The sequence below is a fragment of the Bradyrhizobium sp. AUGA SZCCT0105 genome (assembly GCF_018129565.1).
Lineage (GTDB): Bacteria > Pseudomonadota > Alphaproteobacteria > Rhizobiales > Xanthobacteraceae > Bradyrhizobium.
In genome coordinates, this window is sequence record NZ_JAFCMK010000001.1 from 30,817 (window position 1) to 51,872 (window position 21,056).

General features: G+C 59.6%; 20 protein-coding genes. 12 read left to right on the forward strand and 8 right to left on the reverse strand.

Going from position 1 to position 21,056, the window contains the following annotated elements:
* Positions 1 to 230 precede the first annotated feature (230 nt).
* From JQ573_RS40535 to JQ573_RS00125, 3 genes are all read right to left on the reverse strand, one after another.
* Positions 231 to 356: a hypothetical protein gene (locus JQ573_RS40535; RefSeq protein ID WP_283815033.1), complete on the reverse strand. Its 126-nt coding sequence runs from the start codon at positions 354 to 356 to the stop codon at positions 231 to 233.
* Between the two features lie 15 nt (positions 357 to 371).
* Positions 372 to 497, reverse strand: a complete 126-nt coding sequence (locus JQ573_RS40540) for a hypothetical protein (protein ID WP_283815034.1) — start codon at positions 495 to 497, stop codon at positions 372 to 374.
* An 80-nt stretch (positions 498 to 577) separates the two neighbouring features.
* Entirely contained in the window at positions 578 to 1,390 is an 813-nt protein-coding gene (locus JQ573_RS00125) for a sterol desaturase family protein (RefSeq protein ID WP_212315395.1), read from the reverse strand.
* A 565-nt stretch (positions 1,391 to 1,955) separates the two neighbouring features.
* On the opposite strand from JQ573_RS00125, the gene JQ573_RS00130 reads away from it, so the two are divergent.
* The 4 genes from JQ573_RS00130 (at position 1,956) to JQ573_RS00145 (ending at position 4,769) form a co-directional block, all read left to right on the forward strand.
* On the forward strand, positions 1,956 to 2,165 hold the full coding sequence (locus tag JQ573_RS00130) for a hypothetical protein (protein ID WP_212315515.1): 210 nt from the start codon (positions 1,956 to 1,958) through the stop codon (positions 2,163 to 2,165).
* An 82-nt stretch (positions 2,166 to 2,247) separates the two neighbouring features.
* Positions 2,248 to 3,120, forward strand: coding sequence for a sterol desaturase family protein (locus tag JQ573_RS00135; RefSeq protein WP_212315393.1), 873 nt, complete (start codon positions 2,248 to 2,250; stop codon positions 3,118 to 3,120).
* A 676-nt stretch (positions 3,121 to 3,796) separates the two neighbouring features.
* Positions 3,797 to 4,408 (forward strand): hypothetical protein, encoded by a 612-nt coding sequence (locus tag JQ573_RS00140; protein WP_212315391.1) that lies wholly within the window; start codon positions 3,797 to 3,799, stop codon positions 4,406 to 4,408.
* Positions 4,409 to 4,421: 13 nt separating this feature from the next.
* Positions 4,422 to 4,769 carry a hypothetical protein gene (locus JQ573_RS00145; protein ID WP_212315389.1) on the forward strand — a complete coding sequence of 116 codons (348 nt, stop codon included), beginning with the start codon at positions 4,422 to 4,424 and terminating at the stop codon, positions 4,767 to 4,769.
* A 144-nt stretch (positions 4,770 to 4,913) separates the two neighbouring features.
* On the opposite strand, the gene JQ573_RS00150 is transcribed toward JQ573_RS00145, so the two are convergent.
* Together JQ573_RS00150 and JQ573_RS00155 are read right to left on the reverse strand one after the other, a co-directional pair.
* A complete protein-coding gene (locus tag JQ573_RS00150; RefSeq protein ID WP_212315387.1) occupies positions 4,914 to 6,059 on the reverse strand; it encodes a hypothetical protein in 1,146 nt (381 codons plus the stop codon).
* 261 nt (positions 6,060 to 6,320) lie between these two features.
* Positions 6,321 to 6,587, reverse strand: a complete 267-nt coding sequence (locus tag JQ573_RS00155) for a hypothetical protein (protein WP_092125468.1) — start codon at positions 6,585 to 6,587, stop codon at positions 6,321 to 6,323.
* 346 nt (positions 6,588 to 6,933) lie between these two features.
* On the opposite strand from JQ573_RS00155, the gene dinB reads away from it, so the two are divergent.
* Together dinB and JQ573_RS00165 are read left to right on the forward strand one after the other, a co-directional pair.
* Entirely contained in the window at positions 6,934 to 8,181 is a 1,248-nt protein-coding gene (gene dinB, locus JQ573_RS00160) for a DNA polymerase IV (protein WP_212315385.1), read from the forward strand.
* Between the two features lie 114 nt (positions 8,182 to 8,295).
* Positions 8,296 to 8,505 (forward strand): hypothetical protein, encoded by a 210-nt coding sequence (locus tag JQ573_RS00165; RefSeq protein ID WP_212315383.1) that lies wholly within the window; start codon positions 8,296 to 8,298, stop codon positions 8,503 to 8,505.
* A gap of 41 nt (positions 8,506 to 8,546) precedes the next feature.
* Here the strand turns inward: JQ573_RS00165 and JQ573_RS00170 are convergent, their stop codons facing one another.
* A complete protein-coding gene (locus tag JQ573_RS00170) occupies positions 8,547 to 9,353 on the reverse strand; it encodes a GDSL-type esterase/lipase family protein (protein WP_212315381.1) in 807 nt (268 codons plus the stop codon).
* On the opposite strand from JQ573_RS00170, the gene JQ573_RS00175 reads away from it, so the two are divergent.
* From JQ573_RS00175 to JQ573_RS00190, 4 genes are all read left to right on the forward strand, one after another.
* On the forward strand, positions 9,340 to 10,404 hold the full coding sequence (locus tag JQ573_RS00175; protein ID WP_212315379.1) for a hypothetical protein: 1,065 nt from the start codon (positions 9,340 to 9,342) through the stop codon (positions 10,402 to 10,404). The genes JQ573_RS00170 and JQ573_RS00175 overlap by 14 nt on opposite strands.
* Before the next feature lie 351 nt (positions 10,405 to 10,755).
* Positions 10,756 to 10,971 carry a hypothetical protein gene (locus tag JQ573_RS00180; protein WP_212315377.1) on the forward strand — a complete coding sequence of 72 codons (216 nt, stop codon included), beginning with the start codon at positions 10,756 to 10,758 and terminating at the stop codon, positions 10,969 to 10,971.
* Between the two features lie 508 nt (positions 10,972 to 11,479).
* Positions 11,480 to 12,265: a hypothetical protein gene (locus JQ573_RS00185; protein ID WP_212315375.1), complete on the forward strand. Its 786-nt coding sequence runs from the start codon at positions 11,480 to 11,482 to the stop codon at positions 12,263 to 12,265.
* Positions 12,266 to 12,874: 609 nt separating this feature from the next.
* Positions 12,875 to 13,132 carry a hypothetical protein gene (locus tag JQ573_RS00190; protein WP_249131166.1) on the forward strand — a complete coding sequence of 86 codons (258 nt, stop codon included), beginning with the start codon at positions 12,875 to 12,877 and terminating at the stop codon, positions 13,130 to 13,132.
* 264 nt (positions 13,133 to 13,396) lie between these two features.
* Here JQ573_RS00190 and JQ573_RS00195 read toward each other — a convergent pair whose 3' ends face one another.
* Positions 13,397 to 13,585: a hypothetical protein gene (locus tag JQ573_RS00195; RefSeq protein WP_212315373.1), complete on the reverse strand. Its 189-nt coding sequence runs from the start codon at positions 13,583 to 13,585 to the stop codon at positions 13,397 to 13,399.
* A gap of 1,111 nt (positions 13,586 to 14,696) precedes the next feature.
* On the opposite strand from JQ573_RS00195, the gene JQ573_RS00200 reads away from it, so the two are divergent.
* Entirely contained in the window at positions 14,697 to 17,417 is a 2,721-nt protein-coding gene (locus JQ573_RS00200; RefSeq protein ID WP_212315371.1) for a hypothetical protein, read from the forward strand.
* 65 nt (positions 17,418 to 17,482) lie between these two features.
* Here the strand turns inward: JQ573_RS00200 and JQ573_RS00205 are convergent, their stop codons facing one another.
* The gene (locus tag JQ573_RS00205; RefSeq protein WP_212315369.1) at positions 17,483 to 18,865 is read right to left on the reverse strand and encodes a polysaccharide biosynthesis/export family protein; all 1,383 of its coding nucleotides are present in this window, start codon (positions 18,863 to 18,865) and stop codon (positions 17,483 to 17,485) included.
* A 764-nt stretch (positions 18,866 to 19,629) separates the two neighbouring features.
* Here JQ573_RS00205 and JQ573_RS00210 point away from each other — a divergent pair.
* Positions 19,630 to 20,706 (forward strand): Wzz/FepE/Etk N-terminal domain-containing protein, encoded by a 1,077-nt coding sequence (locus JQ573_RS00210; RefSeq protein ID WP_212315367.1) that lies wholly within the window; start codon positions 19,630 to 19,632, stop codon positions 20,704 to 20,706.
* Positions 20,707 to 21,056: the final 350 nt, after the last annotated feature.

The window sequence follows — 21,056 nt, forward strand, 5'->3', positions numbered from 1 at the left end:
AATGCTAGAGCTTCGGTTCTGATTGAATCAGTAGCTCTAGATTCTCGTTTTGACGCGTTTTCTTCACGCGAACCGGCGGCCACTTCGCCCGAAAACGCTCTGGCCGCCGGGCGTGTCGAGCCGGCCAAAATCCTGTGGCGGGAAGCTAGTTCGGCATCAGCACTGCGCCGATGCGGCCGCTGTTTCGCTTGCGGACAGACGCGTCAGGGTCGCGCGGGCCGAAGCCCGCCTCAGAGAAATTCGCGAAGCCTGGAGAGCTCGAGCACATGCTCCGGCGACAGCACGTCGGGGACGAGGGGAGGCTGCGACCTGGTCCGGATCTCATAGAGATGCCGGGTCTTCTCGGGTTTGGCCATGAAGTCGCGAATGCATTAGTCGAACGTTCCGTTGACGACCATATAGGGCGTCCGGTCCTCTCGCCTGGAATTGTTGAGAGACGGCCATTTGTAAAGCGAGGCCGCGGCCTGGAAGTCCACCTGATGAGCGTTGTCAGTCATCGGAGGATATCTATCCCATAAAACTTGTCCGTCAATCAACGCATCCCGGCAAGCGGTGCGACCTGCCGCCGAGGTGGCGCCTATCGTCCCGTCGTCGCCGCTTCATTCTTGGACGCTCGATGCCGCAGATGTCGGATTGGCCAGATCACACTATTGACGACGTCCACTTGTTCGGCAGGCACGAGGCCCGTTGCGGGATACTCGTCAGGCTTCGGCACATACGCCGTGCCGAACAGAATGTCCCAGAGCGGAAAGAAGGCGGCAAAGTTCTTGTCCCGATGCTCGATCCGGACCGAGTGATGGATCCGATGCCATTGCGGGTTGTTGATCCAGGTCACAAACCGGCCGAGCGGGATGCGGACGTTCAGATGCGCACAAGCGTCGGGAATAAAGAAGATAAACGCCGCCGCGATTGCCATGTCTGGCGGGACCCGAAGCAAGATCGCCAGGATTGGAAGAAAGGCGTCAGCCAGCACTCGCTCGAGCCAATAATGTCTGGCGCCGGTGATGAACGTAACCGAGTTCGCGCTGTGATGGAACGAATGCATCGACCAAAGGAACGGGATCGCGTGCTGGAGACGATGGAATGTGTACTTGTAGAGATCCATCGCCACTACAACGAACGCAAGAGAGGCGTACCACCAGTAACCTTCGGTCGGTAACACAATCCAGCCGACGCCGGTGTAGCTAGCTATCTTGCCTGCAATGATCGCTGCGATCGGAGCGAGCAAACTTGCTAATCCGACGCTCACAATCACCGCGAACCAGTCATCACGAAACTCGGAGTAGGGGACGTCCGCAATGGGCCACCTTGTCTCCAAGATGCGACTGCCGTAGATGACACCTAGAAACAGCGCCGCTAGAAAAACGGCGTTTGCGATCTCACTCGACATGAAGAATGACTCGTCGATTCAATGTCGTCTTGGGTCGGTAGGCAGCCCCTTCGGCTTTGCCAGCGGAAATCCAATTGCCAATAGAAGAACGAACAAAAGATAGAAGGCATCCGTCTTCCGGATGCTGAAACACTCATATTTCCTTAAACCTTGAGGGAGTGCAAGCCGCGATTTTTGTGGGATTTCCTGCGCATTTTTGACCTCATCCTGTTTGGTACGCGAAGGGGACGCGCGACGCGCAGCCTTCATCCAATCTGCAGGAAACCTGAATCACCGACGTTAACCATGCCTGTTTGACTGCTGTTCAGCGACGAGCCTGCAGGGAGACAAGCTTGAATTTGGTCCGATTGTTCCTATTTTGTTCCGTCTTGCCTCAGCCATGCAATCGGTCCGCCAAACCGACCCTTTGGGGCGGGGACAACCTCGAGGGGCGCTGTTCAAGCCACCCAGCCCTTGAAGCGCATCGGCGGGAGCTTGGGAAAATATAAGCTTTTTGGCTTAGGCATCCTCCAATTGCGTCCTCGCCGACTCTTTCAACTCCGCGATTGCTTCAGGATCCATTGAAATGACCATGCCAGGCATCTTCAGCATCGAAGGCCTAAAAGTGAATCGGGTCAAAGCGCTCCTGTTGCGGTCGTGCCTGTTGCTGGGTTGCGCCGACCTCGTGACGTGGCTGCTTTGGCGCAGCAAGAACGTTTACAACGTGGCCCTTGTCGTGGCTTTCTGCTCGACGCCCGTACTGAACAACCTCCTCCTCATCGCCGGCACGAACTGAACCATCACTTCGCCGATTGCAGCGCAATTGGCGAATTGGGAGGCAAGTGGTAGACTTTCGCCCTTTCAAGGCGGCCATTTGAATGGATGAGCTATTTGGACTGAGCAAATTTCTGCTGACGCTTTTGATCTTCGTTCCGATCGAGCGATTATTTGCTGCGAGGCCTCAGAAGCTTTTCAGACGTGGCCTGCTAACCGATATGGCCTTCCAGTTTGTCAACGGGTGGCTGATCATGGTCGGCGTGATCGTTATCGTCACGATGGCCATTCTGGTCAATCAATCGATAGTGCCGTCGGCAGTGAAGCAGGCGATCGCCGGTCTTCCTTATCTGGTGCAGGTGTTGCTCGTGATCTTGATCGGGGACCTCGGGGTCTACTGGACCCACCGCATCCTGCATGCCGTGCCCGCGATGTGGCAGATCCATGCCGTTCATCACGCTGTCGAAGAACTCGACTGGCTCGCTGCGGTTCATCAGCATCCGCTTGACGTGATATTCATGAAGGCTGGCTCGCTGTTTCCGCTCTTCGCGCTCGGCTTCTCCACAGAAGCGATCGGGACTTACTTTCTCGTCTACTACTGGCAGGCCTATCTCGCTCATGCCAACGTGCGCTTGAACTATGGTCCGCTACGGTACGTCCTGGTCTCGCCGGAATTTCATCATTGGCACCACAGCAGCGAGAAGGAAGCTAGGGATAAGAACTTCGCCGGGATGATCTCGTTCTACGATTGGCTGTTCGGAAGCGTCTACCTTCCGAAGGGACAGAGGCCGAAGGAATTTGGCGTTGATAATCCGATGCCATCAGGATATTTGGCACTTTTGGCGTACCCGTTTCGTGAATGGAGTTCGAGCCAAAGGCGCGACGATCCGCGAAGTCGCGCGTCGTCTTCAACCGATATAGTTCATCCTGGCCAAAGCGAACTGGTCTCGCGGGCACGATCACGCCGAACGCGCTAGGCCAGAAAGCGATGTTTCTTGATCTCCCTGATGAGCACGAGTCGTTTGGCCTGCGCGGCATTGAGTAGGCTCTCGACCAAAACGAAGACCTCGTGCGCATGGACGTAGACGTCGGTGTTGATGTAGAGCTTATCGAAACCTCACGACGCCAGACACGCCTCGATTTCGATCACGGCAGCAGGATCGAGCCGCCAGCTCAGCGCGTTTTGCCGTGGCCTCGTCCGATCCCGGCCATGTCGATACGGCGTAAGGCGGCCTCAACCGCCTTTTGCGGGCAGGTCGCAAGCAGCCGGTGGCGCAAAGGCGGTAACGCTGGATCTCCCACGAGAGTTCAGCCTCGAACTCGACCGGCAGCGTTGTTGCGGTTAGCTCATGCGCGGATTGGAATGGCTCGTTTGCAGAAGGGAGAGGTCGTTTACGTCGAGGTAGGTCAATTTAGAGAATTTCTCGAACTTGTGTTGCCTCCGTTGCAGCAATTCCTCCGTGAACATAACCTCGCTCCCGTCACCATTGACTCGATCGTTCGGTTCGCGACTAAGAGGCCTTCATCAGTCAAATAGATTAGGCTGCCCACTTTCTCCCACCGCGATGTTCTTCGAGAGACACGAATGAACTGCTTTTATCCGACTGAGCTGCACACTCGGTGCCAGCCAGTTTAGGAGAAAGCAAATGCCGGTTGATCAACCGAAAAAGCCAGACGACCAAGACATCCAGCAAAAAAGCCGAAAGCCAGAACGACCTTGTCGAACGCGTTCCGCTCTTTGTGCGGGCTTGGTTGAAAAACCCGCCTCTAATGCCGGGTGAAAGCCGGTCCGATTTGATCGAGATCTTTCGTTCTTATGAACGGACCCGCGCTGGCAACGCAGAAACCGATGCGGAGTATTGGATGGTCTGCCGGGCGACGACGTTGACGGTAGAGATTATGCGTTACGAGCGCATGAAAGTGGCAATCATGCGTCTGAAGGAACGTCCGGCTGTCGAATCGATGCTGCGGAAGACCCATCCGGGAGCCGCCCTGGCCGGCGCGGCCGCTGGTTTGCAAGCGACGGGTCACCTCGACGCAGACAAATATTATGCGGACCCCAAGCACAAGGAGAAGTCGTCCAAAGATTTTGAAGCGGCAGGCTTTGTGCCGCAGGCGGTCGAGGGAGAGGCGTTCATCCTTTCCCTGCCGTCGTTGGCAACGCTCGAGAGCATGATCGCTTCAAAGGAAAAGCGTCTACGCAATATTTCCAGGGACCTGGAGGCTAGGTATTTGACACGCGCCGAAAACCGCCCCTCAAGCTGATCGGGATGGACTTATGGCCACGCAAAAGCAGATCGAAGCGAACCGGCGCAACGCGCTTAAGAGCACGGGGCCCCGTACAAAAGAAGGCAAAGCGCGTTCACGAATGAACGCTATTCGCCACGGATTGGCATCTACAAGGGAGAATTTTGTCCTGGCAACTGAGGAGCTAAATTCAAGCTCGGAATACGCAGGCGCTGTTGTCACCTCGTATGCTAGGCTGCGTCAGATTGACGTCGCGCGAAGGAAAATTCTTGCTGAAATTGAATATGTGCTGCGCCAAGCTGAACCTCATGCCGTAAATGCTGCCGTCAGGAAGTTTGGTGCAGTCGAATGGTACGAGCGTCGCACGTACGCGTGCTAAAAAAGGAGGCCGGCTAAGCGGAGCGCATTACAGAGCAAAATTTGGCAGAACGAACCCAATTGGCGAGGTACCTTAACAATCCTCAAATCTTAATCTCGCCGGCCACGGCTGTCGAGGAGCTTGAAGATTGCGAAGTGGGATGGTCTAGTTTGGCGTCAGCACGGCATCGACGCGTCGACTGTTGCGTGTGCTGATGACGATGACGCCGTTGCGGGTGGCAAATCGCGCACCGACGAGCCGGGGCACCTTCTCGATCAACGATGACGGCAGCGGGATCATTCCGCCGGTGACGGGATCGCCGACGTTGATCGGCGGTCCGGCCGCGCCGGCCGATGGCGCGGCCTTGATGTACTCCCTGATCAACTGGATTTCTTCCCGCGACAGATTGAGCGCGGCGTGCTCGCTACCGGCGTCAGAGGCTTTCTTTTCCGCCCGGACCCTTTCTTGCGCTTCGTCCTGCTGGGCGGCCTCGCGTTTCGCTGCGTCCTGTTCGAGTCGTACGAGACGTTCCCTCAACGGGATCAGCTCGCGCCGCAGCGTGGCGTTGTCCGACTTCAGCGAGGTGATCTGGCCGAGTGCAATCGCTGCGGCAACGCACGCAACGACCGAGATCAGGCTGAGGCACGCAACGGCCAGCCCCGGCATTCCGACGCCCTTGACCGCTTTCCGATCCGGCACGTCGTCCTCGGAGCGCCGCCGCCGCGCCCGGGCAAATCGCGGGATGCCGGTGCCGAGGAGTTTTACAAAGTGCGAGAGCCGGGAAACGTTTCGGTCCGGCTCGTGAATGGAGCCAAATGCCGGCTCGGGGATGATCGGCGCGCGCGCGGGTGGGTCGGGTGCTGCCATTGCGCGGCTTGTGCCCAAGGTCGTGCGATCGGCAAGGCCTGCTTCCATCACCCGAGGGACTTGCCGATCAATCGCGTCGGGCCGTTCGGCAACGGCATCGCTGATCGCATCGCGCGGGTCGGCAGCAACCGTCTCCACGGGCTCCGTTTGCCGTTCGCCGGGCTCCCGCTCCTTGAGGTTCTGCTCGCCGAGCTCCTGCTCGCTGAGTTCCTGTTCGACGCGGGATGCTTCAAGCGAGCGCCATAGCGCGAGGCCGGAGTCCGTGATCTGCAGCCCGGCCTCATTGATCGAAGCCCATCCGGATTGGAAGACGTCGGCGTCGCCTAGCTCCGACGATCGCTTCAGCTTCGTGGCTGCATCGCCCGCAGCGATCATGCGCTTGACTTCGCGGCTGACCTCTTCAAGCGGAATCCGTTGCTCGGGTCTTGCGGCCAGCACGCTCAAGATCGCCAGATTGAACCTCATGTGGCGCCTCTCGATGCCCCGGCAACCGGTCGTGCAGCCGCTCCGCTCCCGTGCCGGCGATGTGCGAACCGCAGACGAGGCCGAAGCGGATCAATCATGCCGGCGCGGACGTCCGTCACTCGGAGAGTCAGGCAAGTGTAGCGGCTCCCTCAGAGGCAAACAATGCGCCTTCCGGCGCACGACAGATAGATAAGTCTGCCTGCGAACGAGACGCGTCAGGGTCACGTCCGCTGAAGCGCCTCAGAGGAACTCGCGAAGCCTGGAGAGCTCGATCACGTGCTCGGGCGACAGCACATCCGGCACGAGGGGAGGCTGCGACGTGGTCCGGATCTCGTAGAGATGCCGGGTCTTCTCGGGCTTGCCCATGAAGTCCCGGATGCATTGGTCGAGCGTTCCGTTGACGATCATATAGGGCGCGCGATCCTCTCGCCTGGAATTGCCGAGAGAAGGCCATTTGTAAAGCGAGGCCGCAGCCTGGAAGTCCACCTGATGAGAGTGGTCGGTCATGCCTTGATCTCTACCCGAAAAAGCCTGTTCGTCAAACAACGCCGGCTCATGAGCGAGCTGGCGCAGCGGGACGCGAGAGCTGCGCGCAATCGCGCTCGTCCTCGGCAGAGAACGCCCGTGGACGTCGAGCGACCTCTCAACCGCCTCGCGGTGATTGCTTCGACAGCGACCGGCAGCCCGCATCGATGCTTGGCACCACAGCGCGCCCAACGTTCGCCGGGAGATCGCCAGCACCGGCGGCCATTCCTGGTCGACTGGAGTTGAATTTGTTCTTGTTTTGTTCTTTTAGCTATCGTAGCGTCCAAGGACGAGCAGTTTTGGTCAGGTCAGGGATGAACGGGTTGAGATGGCAGCCGCAGCCACCATCCTTCACGCGGACCTGGATGCGTTTTACGCGTCGGTTGAGCAGCTGCTTGAGCCATCGCTGCGAGGCAAGCCGATCGCCGTCGGAGGCGGGGTTGTGCTTGCCGCCTCCTATGAGGCCAAGGCCTTCGGGGTGTACGGCGGCATGTCGGGACGGGAAGCTCGCCGGCTCTGCCCGCAACTGATCTTCGTCGGCGGCCACTTCAGCGATTACCAAAGGCTGGGTGACGCAGCCATCAAGGTGATCGGCGACTTCACGCCGCTCGTCGAGCGCATTTCGATCGACGAGGCGTTTGCTGACGTTGCAGGCTGCACGCATCTGTTCGGAACGCCCGCCGAAATAGCCGCGGCGATCCGGCGGCGCGTGCGCACTGAGCTCGGCCTTGCGATCTCGGTGGGCGTCGCCCGCACCAAGCATCTGGCGAAGATCGCCTCGCAGGTCGCAAAGCCCGATGGACTTGTCGTCGTCGATCCCGACGCCGAGCTCCGATTCCTACACGAACTGCCGGTCGAATTGATGTGGGGAGTAGGGCCGGTCACCAGGACACGACTGGACGCGATCGGCGTCTCGACGATCGGTCAACTCGCCAAATTGTCGGAGCGGTCGCTGACGCGGCTGCTCGGTCCGGCGGCGGGCGAGAAACTCGCCGCGCTGGCCTGGAATCGCGATCCGCGACAACTCACCCCGCATCGGCGCGCGCGATCGGCAGGAGCACAATCGGCGCTTGGCCGAAAGCCCGCGATCGAGCAGGTCATTCGGCCGACGCTGCTTCATCTCGCCGACCGCGTCGCCACGCGGCTCCGGGCGAAATCCCGGCCTGGACGAACCGTGACGGTGCGCGTTCGCTTCGCCGGCCTGAAATCGGTGACGCGCTCGATGACGCTCGATGCGCCCGTGTGCACGACGGTGATCCTCGCCAGCCTCGCCGAGAAGCTGGTGCGCGCCACGCTTGCTGACCACCCAAGCGAGAAAATCATTTCGTTGCTGGCAATCTCGGTGTCACATCTCGAGGAGAACTGGGATCTTGCGCTCGAGCTCCCGCTCGGACTGGCCGATCAAGCGCTTCGCCCTGGAAGTCCGATCGGGATGGCCCGCTGGGCCGCGGACTGTGCCATCGACAAGGTCCGCGATCGTTTTGGCTGGGATGCGATCGGATACGGTTCGGCGGCGCTGGAGGTCGTTCGTTCGGTGCCCGACGATTTCCGCAAGCTGGCCGAGAAGGAGCTCTAGCGCTTCGCCGATTCATCGGCTTGTCATTGCATTAAGAAAAGGCAATCCGGAATCGCGGGCTTGTGAGTGGTGGCGTGGCGCGCCCGGTCTATCCTGAGCACGCGGAGGATCGCCATGAAATTCAGCTCCGAACTGATCCAGACGATGCGCGACGCGCTGGAGACGGTGATGGCAAGCGTGCCGGCCGATCAATCCGTGTTCGGTCTCAAGGCGGCCGTTGCAGAATGCATCTTGCGGGCGGCGGCGCACGGCCAGACGTCGTTCGACGGGCTCGTGGCGTCGGCATCCGATCAGCTGCAATCGATCATCTCGATGCTGAGCTAGACCAGGTCGCACCTCAGCGTCATTGATGGCTCCCGCGCAGCCTACGATGAACCAATGCCTTGCTTTGCGATCCTGGTCAGGGCTTCGTATCCGGATGGCGTCAGGTGCAGGAGATCGCTCTTGTAATTGGCACACGGCGTTGTTCGTCCGCATGCGATGTCGGAGGCGTCGATCGTTCTGATTCCGAGTTCCCGGCTCCTTCTGCTGAGTTCGGCATTGACAGATCCAATATTCTCGGCCGCACCCTTCATCTGCTCGCCTCGCGGAAGAATCTGGATGGAGAAAATCTTGCCGTTCGGCCAAAGCGACCTGATCTCGTCAAACAGCTTTTGGTAGGATTCCATCACTCCGCACGGCTTATCGAGATAGATGTTGTTGGTCCCGACCAGCACGATGATGGACTTCGGCCTGATTTTTCGCAGCCGCTCGCGTTCGTGTTCGATGAACCAGAGCGTGTTCTGAATCCTGTCGCGTCCGACGCCGAGGTTGGCCACCGGCCCGGCGCCGAGCGAGGCTGATAGTTCCCTCGGCCACGCCTCAACCAGCGAGTCACCAAGCAAGACCGTCGAGACGTCGCCGGACAGGCCCGACACATTTCTCTCATATTTGCGCAAGGCATCGGCATTGTCCGGCATCGCGGCGGTTACGGCGAATTGCGTATCGGTTTTGTCGCATGCAGCTCGCGAGCTTTGCGCGCTTCCCGCCGATGGTAGACAGAACGCCGCGACAATTGATAACGTCGCCGCGACATAGACGATTGACGCGGTGTTGCGGGGTTCTTCATCGTGCGTTTTCGATGTCATTGCGCGGTTCCATCTGAGGGCAGTCAATCTGATGTCGCTGAGCATTTCGATCCTGGGACAGTCAAACAGCATCCTGAAGGCAGGCTTTTTCCAGAAATTTCTGGACGCCGATGACACAATTGAATTGAAATCGGCAGGAAGGATCGGTGCATCTCCGTCCTTGCTCGGTCCGTACTTCGCCCAGGGCGACTTCTTCAAAGGCTCGGAGTTTTGCATTGTCGATACATGCGTGATCGATTTTTCGCTGCTTTCCGCCAATGCGATCGATTACTACGATGTTGTGAGGTGGGTCGAGTGGATTGGGCATTCCGCCAAACGCGCCAATTGCGAGCCGGTTTTTGTCTGCATACCGGTGAGCGACATCAACGCATCAAGAACGATCATCTCTGCCTGCATTTCCGTCTGCCAGAAGCAGGACTGGTACTATCTTGATGTAAGAGATGTCATTGCCGCGGTCGTCAAGTCCAAGAACGTAGACGCGAAGGAACTCTATGCAGACGGCAGTCATCCAGCCGAGTTCTTGTCGGGCGTGATAGCGACGCACCTTGGCAATTTCTTGACTAAGATAAGGACGGCCAAGACTGCAAAGTGCAAACGCACGTTTGCATTCACGGCTTACGAACGCGTGCCGCTCAAAGATCAAATTGCGGGCGCACCGGTGGAGTATTCGTCGAGGCTGATCGCGTTTTCGGGGGTCCGGCTGGCACGCGGCGAGACGTATCCGATCCACATCGGGTCGGATTCATCCATCCGCGGCCTCATGGTGAACTCGGCAGCCTGCAAGAGCGTGCTGTCGATCGAGGGAGACAGAACCTTCCACAAGAACCTGCGTCTCAAACCCTATCACCCGACAAACTTCGAGGCGCGGCTCATTCCGATCTGCAGGCCAATTCGAGACCATCAGGGAATGATCAGGCTGTCCCTGACAAGCCAGGATGTGTCCATGAGCGATGTGACGCTGCATAGCTCGAAGGACGAGAACAACGAAGGCTTCATCGAAGTTGCCGATCTCGTCGTCGAGCGAGGATACGACCTGGTGACTTACACGACCACGCGGCCGGCAGATCCGGCTTCCATCAAATGGGTGCCTGATTGATGGTGGCAGTCTTATGAGCCGGTCGACCGCGACGCGTCTGTCCAACGCGCAGGGTAGCTTATCCACTATGTCACAAGTTCCCGCTGTCAGCCCACGACCTGCATTACTCCCGTAATATTCCGCGCTTCAACCGATTGACGATTTGTCGCGCTGTTAGCCGCCCGCTCTGAAAGTCGATGGATAAGTCGGTCGGCGCTTTGGCTGACAATGTCTTTCCGCTGTAGAATCAGCCCGATTCGAAGGCGCTCCTCATATGACATTCAAAGGCTTCCACATTGGCCATGACGTTAGGTTGATCGTTTGCACGCTCGAGGCCGCAAGGACCGGTCGTCGGCGCGTCTGGCGGCGGCAATGACCTCAGGCTATTGGGAATTCCGCTCCAAGGGCGGCACGTTTCGCATCGTGCCGCTGAACGGGCGATTTCACTTCTTCTTCGAAGAGGAGGATTTTGGGTCCTATCACTCGGCAGTGGCCGCGCTCGATCTCCTCGGAGGTTATTCCCATTATCCGTCGGCCCGTGGCCTACCGTTTGAAGTTCCCGAGTGGACGTTTGTTAGGGGCGGCTGAAGATGGTTATGGCCACGCGCCTCTCAGCTATTTGCTTGCGCAGTGTGTTTGACGAGCAGCGATCCCGCTAGGAAACGCCCACGACAGTCGCGTGCCAGCGGAGCCTGGCACCGGTGCGGCGGAGCTCCCTAGCATAGGACGATCGGCAGACATCGCATCCGAACTGGTTCGGGAACGATTTCCCGTAGAATAGCGGCACCGGGCCCTAAGACGTTCCATTGTGTTGCTAGGGCGCGAGCGGTAGTTTGCCGGAGACAGTTCGTGGCCTGGCATGGAAACCTTGCCAGGAGGGTTTCCAGCCGGGGGCACTGACCGAGGCGGCAAGCCGTTCAGCGTCGGACTAATGCCCTTGCAGTCCGAGCGAGCTCAAGCGCGTCGAGCCGCTTCCCTGCTCGCGTAGGCTGCGGTACGCTACCCGCTTTCCCATTTGCGCACTTGAATGGACCGTTCAGTCGGCCATTGGTTCTGCTCTCGGTCGGATTGCATTTTGTTTGTTGCGGAGCACCAAATGGACTCCACGCTGGATAACAAGGTTGCGGAAGAGCGGCTCTCGAGCTTGGAGGAGCAGCTTTCGGACTTCGCACGTGAAGCGGGAGTCAGTCCGTTGAGTCCAACGACCAGCACGAAAGTGCCTCGAACGTTGCGAGCAATGATTCATCGATTGGAAGATTGGCGCTATCCGGCCGCCATCGGTTTTGTTGTGCTGGCATCCATTGTTGGGGGTACTTGGTGGTGGTCCTCCGTTGGTACGCCGGTCGTATCCCCCTCAAACCCCACACCTCTGACACAAGCCGGGCCGAAAGACATTGCGTCGACTGCCGTCGTACCTTCCCCGGATATTGCACAGCAGCTCCAACCGATGGCGCGCGATCTCGCTGCCTTAAGGCAGGCGGTCGAACAGCTGCAACTGAGGCAAGAACAACTGGTCCGCGACAATGAAAGCGTGGCAAGCCAACTCAAGGCGAGTCAGGTGGAAACAGCACGCAACAACGATGTCATCGGCCAGATCAAGGCTGCCCAGATTCAGATGGCGCAGGACAGCAAGACGATGACCGAGCGGCTCAACGCAAGCCAGGAACAACTGGCCAGTCTGATCGCCAACGCTTCGGCGCCAAAGGCAGAGCCTGACGAGCCTAAGCCGTCGTCAGAACAACCAAAGATAACCTCCGAAATACCAGTGCCGCGTCCGCGGCCGCCGACCAATGTCACCCAGACGCATAAGCGGGCGCCGAATGCGGCGCGCCCGCAAGCGAACAAGCCGCAACCGTCGGCATGGCCGTGGTCAGCGCGCTAATCTGCGAAGCCACCTTCATGACAGGGAGTAACGGATAGGCCGCTGGCGCTGGGACGGCGGCCTCTTGAACCTGATCTCAAGGAATGACTTGGAATCGGCGGCGGTCGGTGAGCGGCACCTCGCCCAGCGCGCGAAGCGATGCGGGACGATGTAGCGCGCTTCCAGAACAGCGCCGCGCGATCGGGCGGCTCGGCTAACCCGCGGCCTTTATTCTGATCACGTCGCGCGCATGTCGCATCGCGGGCGCTCTTCGTTGGCACGGTTCCCTTCGTAAAGTCGAAGAGACGGCTCCATACGGGCGAAGTGGGCTTCGTCGCCCGCGCGATACCTCGGATGAGCGAGTGACAGCGAGCGGAACCCGCAGAGTGGAAGGCCGAGCTGTGAGAACTGTCTGGCTCTGCGTCATGCAAGGCGCAACGGCGGAGATCAACTACCTCAGGGTCATTGCCATACCGCACGCCGCGGCATGGTTCCGCGGAAACGGGGGTGTATCGGCATAGGCCTTGCAGTCTAGGCGATGCTGGGAATTTCAGTGTCCCGGTTTAGGAATAGACCGTCCCCGGCTGTGTTTTTTTGAGATCGGCGGACTGAATTGATTGGGAGGTATCGTTGAATTTCACCGCGCCTGAGCAAGCTAGATTCCTCGTTCGGAAAGGAAGCACCGACTGGATGGTTTATGATCGAGAACTCAAGGGGCCGGCGCAGCTCGAAAAAGGTGGCCGCTTTGCCGAGAAGCTGACGAAGGAGCAGGCCGAACGCATAAAGCAGGCTTTGACTGACGCTCTACCGGCACCTGCGGGCAATGCTCGGGTTTGGCGTGATCGACTGCATCGCGAAGTGTCGGCGAAACAGACCGCGAACAAATGACGCCTGTGTTACCTAGTAAGATATATGAACAGAATGAGACACCGGGGAACGAGGCGGGGCAAAATGGCGACAAGTTCGTGGAACAAAGCTAGGCCCTTGAGGAATTCGACTGCGATTGCTGAGCGTTAAGGACCGCCATTGCTGTGCGAGCCTTTAGAACAAGCCGGGAACTTCTCGAGAGCCTGTTCTTCATTTACATGCTGTCGCCCGGCGCTGCGGTCAAAAATCAGCGTGACGCATGGTCTTGCGGAGGACATAACCCGTTCACACTATCTCCGACGTGCCATGTACTAGGCCATTCGTCCTTAGCCTCTGGATCGCCAACTGTTCTTCAGTGAGGCGCCTTTCGACGAATTCCCTCTCTTGTTCGGTTAGGTGGCCCTTGAGCAATCGGCGATAGCGCTGGACATTGTTCCCGTAGACTTTCAGGCGCATCAACTGCTCGTCGGTCATCTTCGTCTCCATGCGAGACCGGCAATAGGCGGACACCTCCCGGCCATTCCCAACAAAATTGCAGAGAGCCGGGAAAAATCTCGCCACTGTCTCTGCGCCGCTTCAATGATTTCGGTTGTGACTTTGCGCAACCTTTCCTGGCAGTGTGGAAGGTGACGATGCGCACCGAATGGCTTCCCTGCACGGCCCCGGAGCAGCGTCTCGCGATGTGTACTCGCATCATCACCGGTATCGCGCGAGGCGCGACCTATCCAGGACCATAAGGCCTCCCGCAACTACAAAATCGAGGCCTTGCTCCGAATCTTACGAACGATCGAAGGCGCGCAACGCACGATTTGCTCCCGCTGCAATCGAGTGAGTGTAGATTAGTTACCCTTCTTTGCAGAGCGTTGGCTGGAAATTCCGAGGTATTCCGTCGAACTGTCGCGGAGCCATCCGGAGTCACGATCAATTTGGGCAACTACGATGCCACTCGCTAGGGGGATTATTCGCCGGTCCATCGATGCCTCAAGTCCGGCCGTGTCCGTGGTCAAAGACCAGTTGAGCGAAGGCTGCCGCGATCGACGGCGCCGACGACTGCCAAGACACTGGCACGGCGAATCCGTACCTCTGCAAATATTCCGGTGCGCAATTGATCGGTGTTTCGAACTCCTGCCATCCCAGCGGTCAGGCGGTGCTCCCGGTCGCGGTGATGCACCGGTCAATCGATTCCTCGTTGCTGCGTCAGGTCAGGGTTGGGAGAGCGCATAATCCGGAAGGGTTAGGCGGGCTCCTCCAAGGGGAAATAGCGCGCGAGGGCGAACTGCACGAAACTACGATGAAAATTCGGATCGGCGAAGGCAGGGTCCCATGGGAGAATAAATGCAGCAGTGCCACGAACCGCAAACGGCGGATAGCCGTGCTCGTGCTCGCGGTGTTGGTGCTCACGAACAATCCGCTCCTTAACAATGTGACGTCGCACAATGTTACAGCGATCTCGGTGGGAAGGTGGGAATCGAGGTGGTCACATTGGGAGCGGGGCCTCAATCCGGATCATGGGCTTCGCGCCGAGGGTAGGGCACTTAACGCCGCACCTCGATAGATCGTGTCGCCAAACGAAAGGTGACTGCGGATGGACCGCACGGTTCTCCTCGACAATGAAGTAGGCCGCGCCGGCGACATCGCAGGCGCGCCGCCGCGACGCCTGCTCAGTGTTGCACAGCCTGTACTCCTGTGGTCGACGGCCGTCGCCATGCTCGCAACCGCATGGGCACCCGAAACAACACGGGCGTCGCCCGATCCTGTGCGTCTCGCGGCAGATGCGCAGCAAACGATGGCCCTTCGCATTGTCAATTCTGCTGCAGCGGCGGAGGACGGCAATTCCGAAGCTACGCCGCGGGACGAAAGCGGTACCAAGCGGCCGATGCTGATCGTACAGGAAGCGCGCGACCAGAGCGGGCCTCCCTCGGACCAGGAGCCCAATTTGGGTGGCAGCCTGTCCTGCGAACTCTCCACTGCAAGGCTTGACATTGGCTTGCTGCAGCGCCTCGAGCACGAGCGTGAGAGGGCAGAGACGTTGGAGCAGGGTCTCGCCGCGGCTCGACGCGACCTCGAAGTCCAGACTGCCCTGGCCAACAAGGCCGTCGAAGATGCTGCCCGGGTGAAACAAGCCGTGCAGGGTGGCGCGGGGGCGCAGGATGCGCTGCAACAAGTGCTGGAGAGGGCAGGAAGGCTGGAACAGGATCTCGTGGCGGCTCGACACGATGTCGAGACCCAGACCGCGCTGGCGGCACAAGCAGGCGAGGAAGTTTCACGGCTGAAGCGGGCGGGGGAGATCGGCACGGCCGAGACAAGGCAACCGCCTGCAAAGGCCGGAGTGCCGGCGGGCGGCTTTTCTTTGACGCGGAGCGCAATCCAGGCCTACGAAGCTCAAGCCCGTGCGGCTGGAGGAGAACTGGCCGAACTCGGACAGGCTACTACGAGCGATACCGGGTCGCTTCGCTACCCGGAACAGTTCGCACGTCTCGAGCAGGATCTCGCGGTCGCGCGAGGGGAGCTGGAGACACAGACTTCAATTGCGACGAAAGCGAGCGAGGAGGCGTCCCGCCTCAGGCAGTCGGGGGAGAGGGACGCAGCCGACTTGCAGCAGGAACGCGAGCAGTCTGCGCGGCTGGAGCGGGATCTCGCGGCGACGCGGCGTGATCTGGAGACTCAGACTGCGCTGGCGGCGAAGGCAGCCGAAGAAGCCTCCCGGCTGAAAGCCGCAGAGGCGAGCGGAACACCGGACCTGAAAAAGGAAGATGAGCGGTCCGCGCAGCTGGAGCGGGATCTCGCGGCGGCACGGCGTGATCTGGAGGCCCAAACTGCGCTGGCGGCGAAGGCGGGCGAGGAAGTCTCGCGTCAGAAGCTGTCCGCGGAAGCCGTGGTTGTCGATCTGAGGCAATCGCGCGCGAAGGCCGACGCGCTTGCACAGGAACTCTCCCAGGCGCGCAGCTCGATCTACGCATATGAGGCGCAGGCGCTCAAGGCTGGCGAAGAAGTGACGGAGCTCAGGCGGGCGGCTGAACGCGGCGCGGCTTCAGCTCAGAAAGCCGCACCCGTCGAACTTGGACAATTGGCCCGGCTGGAGCAGGATCTTGCGGCGGCTCGCAGTGAAGTCGAGGCCCAGGCCGCACTGGCGGCGAAAGCAAGCGATGAAACAGCCCGATTGAAACGGGAGAGGGAGAACGGCGCGGCAGAGTCGCAGAACCTGCTGCAGGCGGCACGTCAGCGGGCTGACAGGCTGGAGCAGGATCTGGTGGCGGCGCGGCGTGATGCCGAGAGCAAGACTGCGCTGGTGTCGAAAGCCGGCGACGAAACCACACGGCTGCAGGTCGTGGTCAAGAGCGCCGCCGCGGACCTGCAAAAGGAACGCGAGCGATCCGCGCGGCTGGAGCAGGATCTGGCGGCGGCGCGACGTGATGTCGAGAGTAGGACCGCGCTGGTGACGCAGGCAGGCGAGCAAACATCGCGACTGCAAGCAGCGGGCAAGAGCGCGGCTGCGGACCTGCAAATGGAACGCGTGCGGTCCGCACAGCTGGAGCAGGATTTGACGACGGCGCGGCGCGATGTCGAATCCAAAACTGCACTGGCAGCCAAAGCGGCCGAGGATCTGTCCCGGCTGACATCGGCGGGGAAGAGCGGCGCGGCGGATTTGCAAAAGGAGCGTGAGCGGTCCGCACGCCTGGAACAGGACCTGGCAGCAGTGCGTCGCGAAAATGAGGTCCAGACGGCGAGGGCCGCAAAGGCAAACGAGGACGTCTTGCTGCAGAAGACAGCAATAGAAGCCGATGCCGCTGAGTTGAAGCAATTGCGCGGCGAAAGCGCCGGCGTGAGGGCGCAGAACTTCTTCCTGTCGCGGAGCGCGATCCATGCCTATGAGGCCCAGGGTCGCAAAGGGCTCGGCGTTGCGTCAGACGTTGTGACGACCGGTTCGCGTGGCCCAGACAAGTCCGGCTACGTCGGAGTGGCTGCCAATCCGATCGCCGAGCAGGCACCCCCGGCACCTGCTCGCGCTGTTGTTCAGCCCGCTTCCGAGCAGGTTGCGGAAGCTGCAGGGTTGGTGGCGCGTGCCAGTTCCCTGCTTCGGCAGGGCGATGTAGGGGCGGCGCGGCTTGTGCTTGAGCGCGCCGTCGAGATGGGCAGTGCGCAGGCGAGCTTTGCGCTGGCAGAAACCTACGATCCGTTGGTTCTGGCGAAATGGGGAACTTACGGCACGCGCAGCGATGCGACCAAAGCAAAGGCGCTGTATGCCAGGGCCGATGCAGCAGGAATCAAGGAGGCGAAAGCTCGGCTGGACGCGCTGCATCGCTAACATTTCGGGGCACGCGCCGTCCCAAGCCCATCAGCTCGCAACCGTGACCGATCGGGCCGACCTCATCATCTGATACCGACTGAAGGCGCATCAGCTTCCGTCACCGCGGTTCGGCCCGTCGCCGGCGACGGGCCTAAACCGCTCAGCTTTCGGGAAGGTGCGTCCGGAAGATCCTGGTATCGCAAGGATACCTCGACCGTGTCGCCTGGTTGCAATTCGGTATCTTCGCTTGCGGCAATCTGTTCCGGCCCGTTCTTACCCTTCCTGACGATGGTAATGTCGGGCTTGCTTCCGCTTCCTCGCACGAGCTGTGATCGAACCATAGCGGTGTACTGAATCTTCTCACCCACCGCCTGCAGTCTCTCGCGAACCTGGTTAAGCTTCAGGCTCGTTTCCTGCAGCTCACGTAGCAGGTCAAGCCGCCGCTGATCATCGAGCTTTGTCAGCCTTCTGGAGAGCTCATCCTGCTGCTTCTTGACCTGTAGCAGCTGCGCAGAGGTCTGCAACCTCCTGGTTGACGACAGCAAAACCGCCCGACGCGCATCTGTAACGCGCGGGCTGGTCAGGGTGCCTTTGGCGAACATTTCTTGCGCTTTTTGCAACTCGTCCTGGTCGGACTGAAATCCCTCCTCTTCCCTTTTTTGCTGCTCGGACAGCACGCGCACTTCCTCGTCTCCCTGCCGAACACCGCGCTGGAGGAACTCCTTCTCCTGCTGATAGTCACTCTGCTTCGCCTTCAAATACTCCGTTTCAGCATTGAAGATTTCTGAAATCGCCGATCGAGCTATCGGTGCCTCCTTCGTAGCGTTTGGAGCGATCTGGGTCGCCTCTCCGAGTTCCGTCTTGATACGCCACGAGCGCGCCTGCTCTTTGGCGAATTCTGTCCAAAGCGATCCGTACTCGGCTCTCAGGTCCGCCAGATCAAGATAAGGATTGTTCATTCTCACATGCATGATGTCGTAACCGCTCGCCAGCGCTATGAGTTGACGTGCGGTGATCGACGGAAGGTAAGGATACTGACCCGGCTTCGAGACATCGCCATTGATGTATATTGGCCTGTAGTCCGCCACGGTTGCAGTGATTTCATCTGCATCTATCACGATGACGCTTTCACGCCCTTCCGGACTTCTCTGTCGAAACACCTTGTTCGCTAGTGCAGCGCCGACCTTGGCTCGGATCTGTGGCAAGCTCAGGCCCGCTACCTGAAGCACTCCGACGAGCGGCAACGATATGTTCCCGTCCGTCTGGACGGCTGCACGAGATCGCAGCTCCGGCACGCCCGCGGCCGCGACCTCCAGCACATCTCCGACATTGACGAGATATTCCGCTCTCGCTTGTGCCACTGAAATCGTTAAGGCGAGGGCGGCCAAGCCCCATTTGATATAGCCGCCGAGGCCGTTGCCCGTGATACCGAGTCTGAAACGCTTGCGCGGTGTGAAATTCGGCATGACGGCAACTTTCTCTGCGACGTGGTCACCAGGATGAAACCCGCGGAATCTGTCGGCGTGCCGACACGTCAATACCGCTGACGCTCCGGTAGCCATCGAGACGGACGATCGGCAAAACCGAGGTTCGTTCCCACATCTGTCGGGGGCAGGACGTACCGCCCACATTTTCGATTGATCGGCCTTGTTGATCGTCAATTCGAAGTTGCATCAGACCCATGGAGACGTGCGAGCGAGCGGATCGCCGCTCGAATTTAGTCCGGTCGTGCCGCGGCTCAATGGACCATCGTAATTACCCATTTATTGCCTTTCCCAAGCTGTGACCCGGAATGTACTGATTCAGCAGGAAATGAGCCGTTGGGCCGTAGAGTGCCATGAACGTTGCGTTCTTCACCAGCTTGCCGGCCTCCGCCAACCTTCCGGCGCATCCGGTCCATGGCAGCAGGGTGAATTCACCAGATGCCGTCAGGCCGGTTAATGGCCGCACTGGCTATGACCGCTGCCGAATTCCTCGCCAGCGTGATTTCGGCTCATTTCGCGGTCGTCGTCTATCACAGGTTGATGCGGTGACCACGCGCCGGTTTCGGCCAGCTACCCTCGTCTCGAAAGGCGCATGAATGCCTATTGATATGACTCAGCCGGCCGCACCTTCCGCTAGCCTTGCTTCCTTGAGCGAGCCCACTTGCGCTGTTTGACCTGGCTGCCGCAACGGAGCTCCAATTATCAGCGCTGGTATGAAAATGTTGCAGAATACAACGGATAGTTGGATGAATCGGGACGATCCGCCGCCGCCAGAGTTTCATCCTACGTCGGTCATTTCCCCGCAAGCGGTGGTTGCCTTCATCAGGCGACGCCTGTTGACCATATCACTGGGGTGTTGCGCAGCGCTCGGCATTGCCATGCTCTACCTCATCATGGCGGTTCCCACGTTTGTTTCCAAGGCGCAACTTATCGTCGATTCGAAAGCGACCCCCAGCGACGTTGCGGCAGTCGCAACGATTGTCGAGAGTCAGATCGGCATCATTAGGTCCGAGAGCATCGCCAGTGCCGTGATCGAGAAGCTCGGTCTTGCGCAGGATCCGGAATTTGCGGGCGGCCAGGGTAGTAGCGTGCTGTCCGTATCGCGTCTGCTCGGCTGGAGTAGACCGGAAGGCAAAGGTAGCGCCATGCGCTACGCGGTGGAATCCTTCGGACAAAGGCTTACCGCCAAGCGTGTCGGCCCGACTTACCTTGTCGAGCTCACCTTCAGTTCCAAAGATCCTGATCGAGCAGCGCAGATTCTGAACGCCGTCGCGGAAAAGTATATTACTCATCAAATGGACCAGGGCGGCTCGTTGCAGGATGAGGCGTGGGTCCGGGACCGACTGAATGGCTTGAGCACTCAAGCGTCAGCTGCGCAGAAGGCACTCGAGGACTTCAACAGAAACAAAAAGGATGAGCCGGATTCCGCTGCCAATATGGATAAGTTGGTAGCCGCTGCGGAATCAGCCAAAAGTGCCTACGACAATTTTCGTCACATGCTGCGCAGACTGGAGGCTACGCGACAACAGTCCTCGCCAGTGTTTGCTGCGAGTCTGATTACTCAGGCGTTGCCTCCGCTGAGGGCCGCTTCGCCGAAGCCTAAGAGTGTGCTTGGAATAGCGCTCCTTGGCGGGCTGCTTCTTGGCCTCGCCGTCGCTGTGCTGCAGGATCTGATGGATGGTCACATGCACTTCGGTGCGTGGGACCTCTTGCGCGGACAGGATGACAGGGCCGAGTGGCCTGTCCCGGACACTGTTCGACCGGATCATCAACCTGAAGCATCGACAAAGACCAGGCCAGTGCGCCTTACGGGTTCGGGGTGAGGGCGGAGCAGCCATTTTCAGCAACGCTTGGGATCCATTGTGCTGGACGGCGGGCGGGCAGGCGCCATCGGATGATCAGTATCAGGCACGATGGCGCCTTGGCCCGGCGAGCACGGTGCAGAGGTCGTGGCGTGGGCCGCATCCCAGGCGCAACTTTTCGGGGCAACGGTGGCCCGCGCCATCTGGCTGGACGCTGGAATTCGCGTTCGGAAGACGTCGCGCTTCTGGCCAGTGCTGAAGACAGGGTGCGGCGCGTTGTGGCCATGTCGATAGAATTGCTCAATCTCGTACCAGGCGAGCTTCAGGGGCTTGGGAGGCGCTGCGCGCCGAGAAGCCGTGCGTTCGGGTTC

Bases quoted from the DNA above. Each gene is read 5' to 3' on its own strand.
- JQ573_RS00200 (WP_212315371.1), top strand. From the start codon at position 14,697: ATGGACCGCACGGTTCTCCTCGACAATGAAGTAGGCCGCGCCGGCGAC.
- JQ573_RS00175 (WP_212315379.1), top strand. From the start codon at position 9,340: ATGTCGCTGAGCATTTCGATCCTGGGACAGTCAAACAGCATCCTGAAG.
- JQ573_RS00165 (WP_212315383.1), top strand. From the start codon at position 8,296: ATGAAATTCAGCTCCGAACTGATCCAGACGATGCGCGACGCGCTGGAG.
- JQ573_RS00185 (WP_212315375.1), top strand. From the start codon at position 11,480: ATGGACTCCACGCTGGATAACAAGGTTGCGGAAGAGCGGCTCTCGAGC.
- dinB (WP_212315385.1), top strand. From the start codon at position 6,934: ATGGCAGCCGCAGCCACCATCCTTCACGCGGACCTGGATGCGTTTTAC.
- JQ573_RS00145 (WP_212315389.1), top strand. From the start codon at position 4,422: ATGGCCACGCAAAAGCAGATCGAAGCGAACCGGCGCAACGCGCTTAAG.
- JQ573_RS00130 (WP_212315515.1), top strand. From the start codon at position 1,956: ATGACCATGCCAGGCATCTTCAGCATCGAAGGCCTAAAAGTGAATCGG.
- JQ573_RS40540 (WP_283815034.1), bottom strand. From the start codon at position 497: ATGACTGACAACGCTCATCAGGTGGACTTCCAGGCCGCGGCCTCGCTT.
- JQ573_RS00210 (WP_212315367.1), top strand. From the start codon at position 19,630: ATGAATCGGGACGATCCGCCGCCGCCAGAGTTTCATCCTACGTCGGTC.
- JQ573_RS00125 (WP_212315395.1), bottom strand. From the start codon at position 1,390: ATGTCGAGTGAGATCGCAAACGCCGTTTTTCTAGCGGCGCTGTTTCTA.
- JQ573_RS00135 (WP_212315393.1), top strand. From the start codon at position 2,248: ATGGATGAGCTATTTGGACTGAGCAAATTTCTGCTGACGCTTTTGATC.
- JQ573_RS00205 (WP_212315369.1), bottom strand. From the start codon at position 18,865: ATGCCGAATTTCACACCGCGCAAGCGTTTCAGACTCGGTATCACGGGC.
- JQ573_RS00170 (WP_212315381.1), bottom strand. From the start codon at position 9,353: ATGCTCAGCGACATCAGATTGACTGCCCTCAGATGGAACCGCGCAATG.
- JQ573_RS00195 (WP_212315373.1), bottom strand. From the start codon at position 13,585: ATGACCGACGAGCAGTTGATGCGCCTGAAAGTCTACGGGAACAATGTC.
- JQ573_RS00180 (WP_212315377.1), top strand. From the start codon at position 10,756: ATGACCTCAGGCTATTGGGAATTCCGCTCCAAGGGCGGCACGTTTCGC.
- JQ573_RS00155 (WP_092125468.1), bottom strand. From the start codon at position 6,587: ATGACCGACCACTCTCATCAGGTGGACTTCCAGGCTGCGGCCTCGCTT.
- JQ573_RS40535 (WP_283815033.1), bottom strand. From the start codon at position 356: ATGGCCAAACCCGAGAAGACCCGGCATCTCTATGAGATCCGGACCAGG.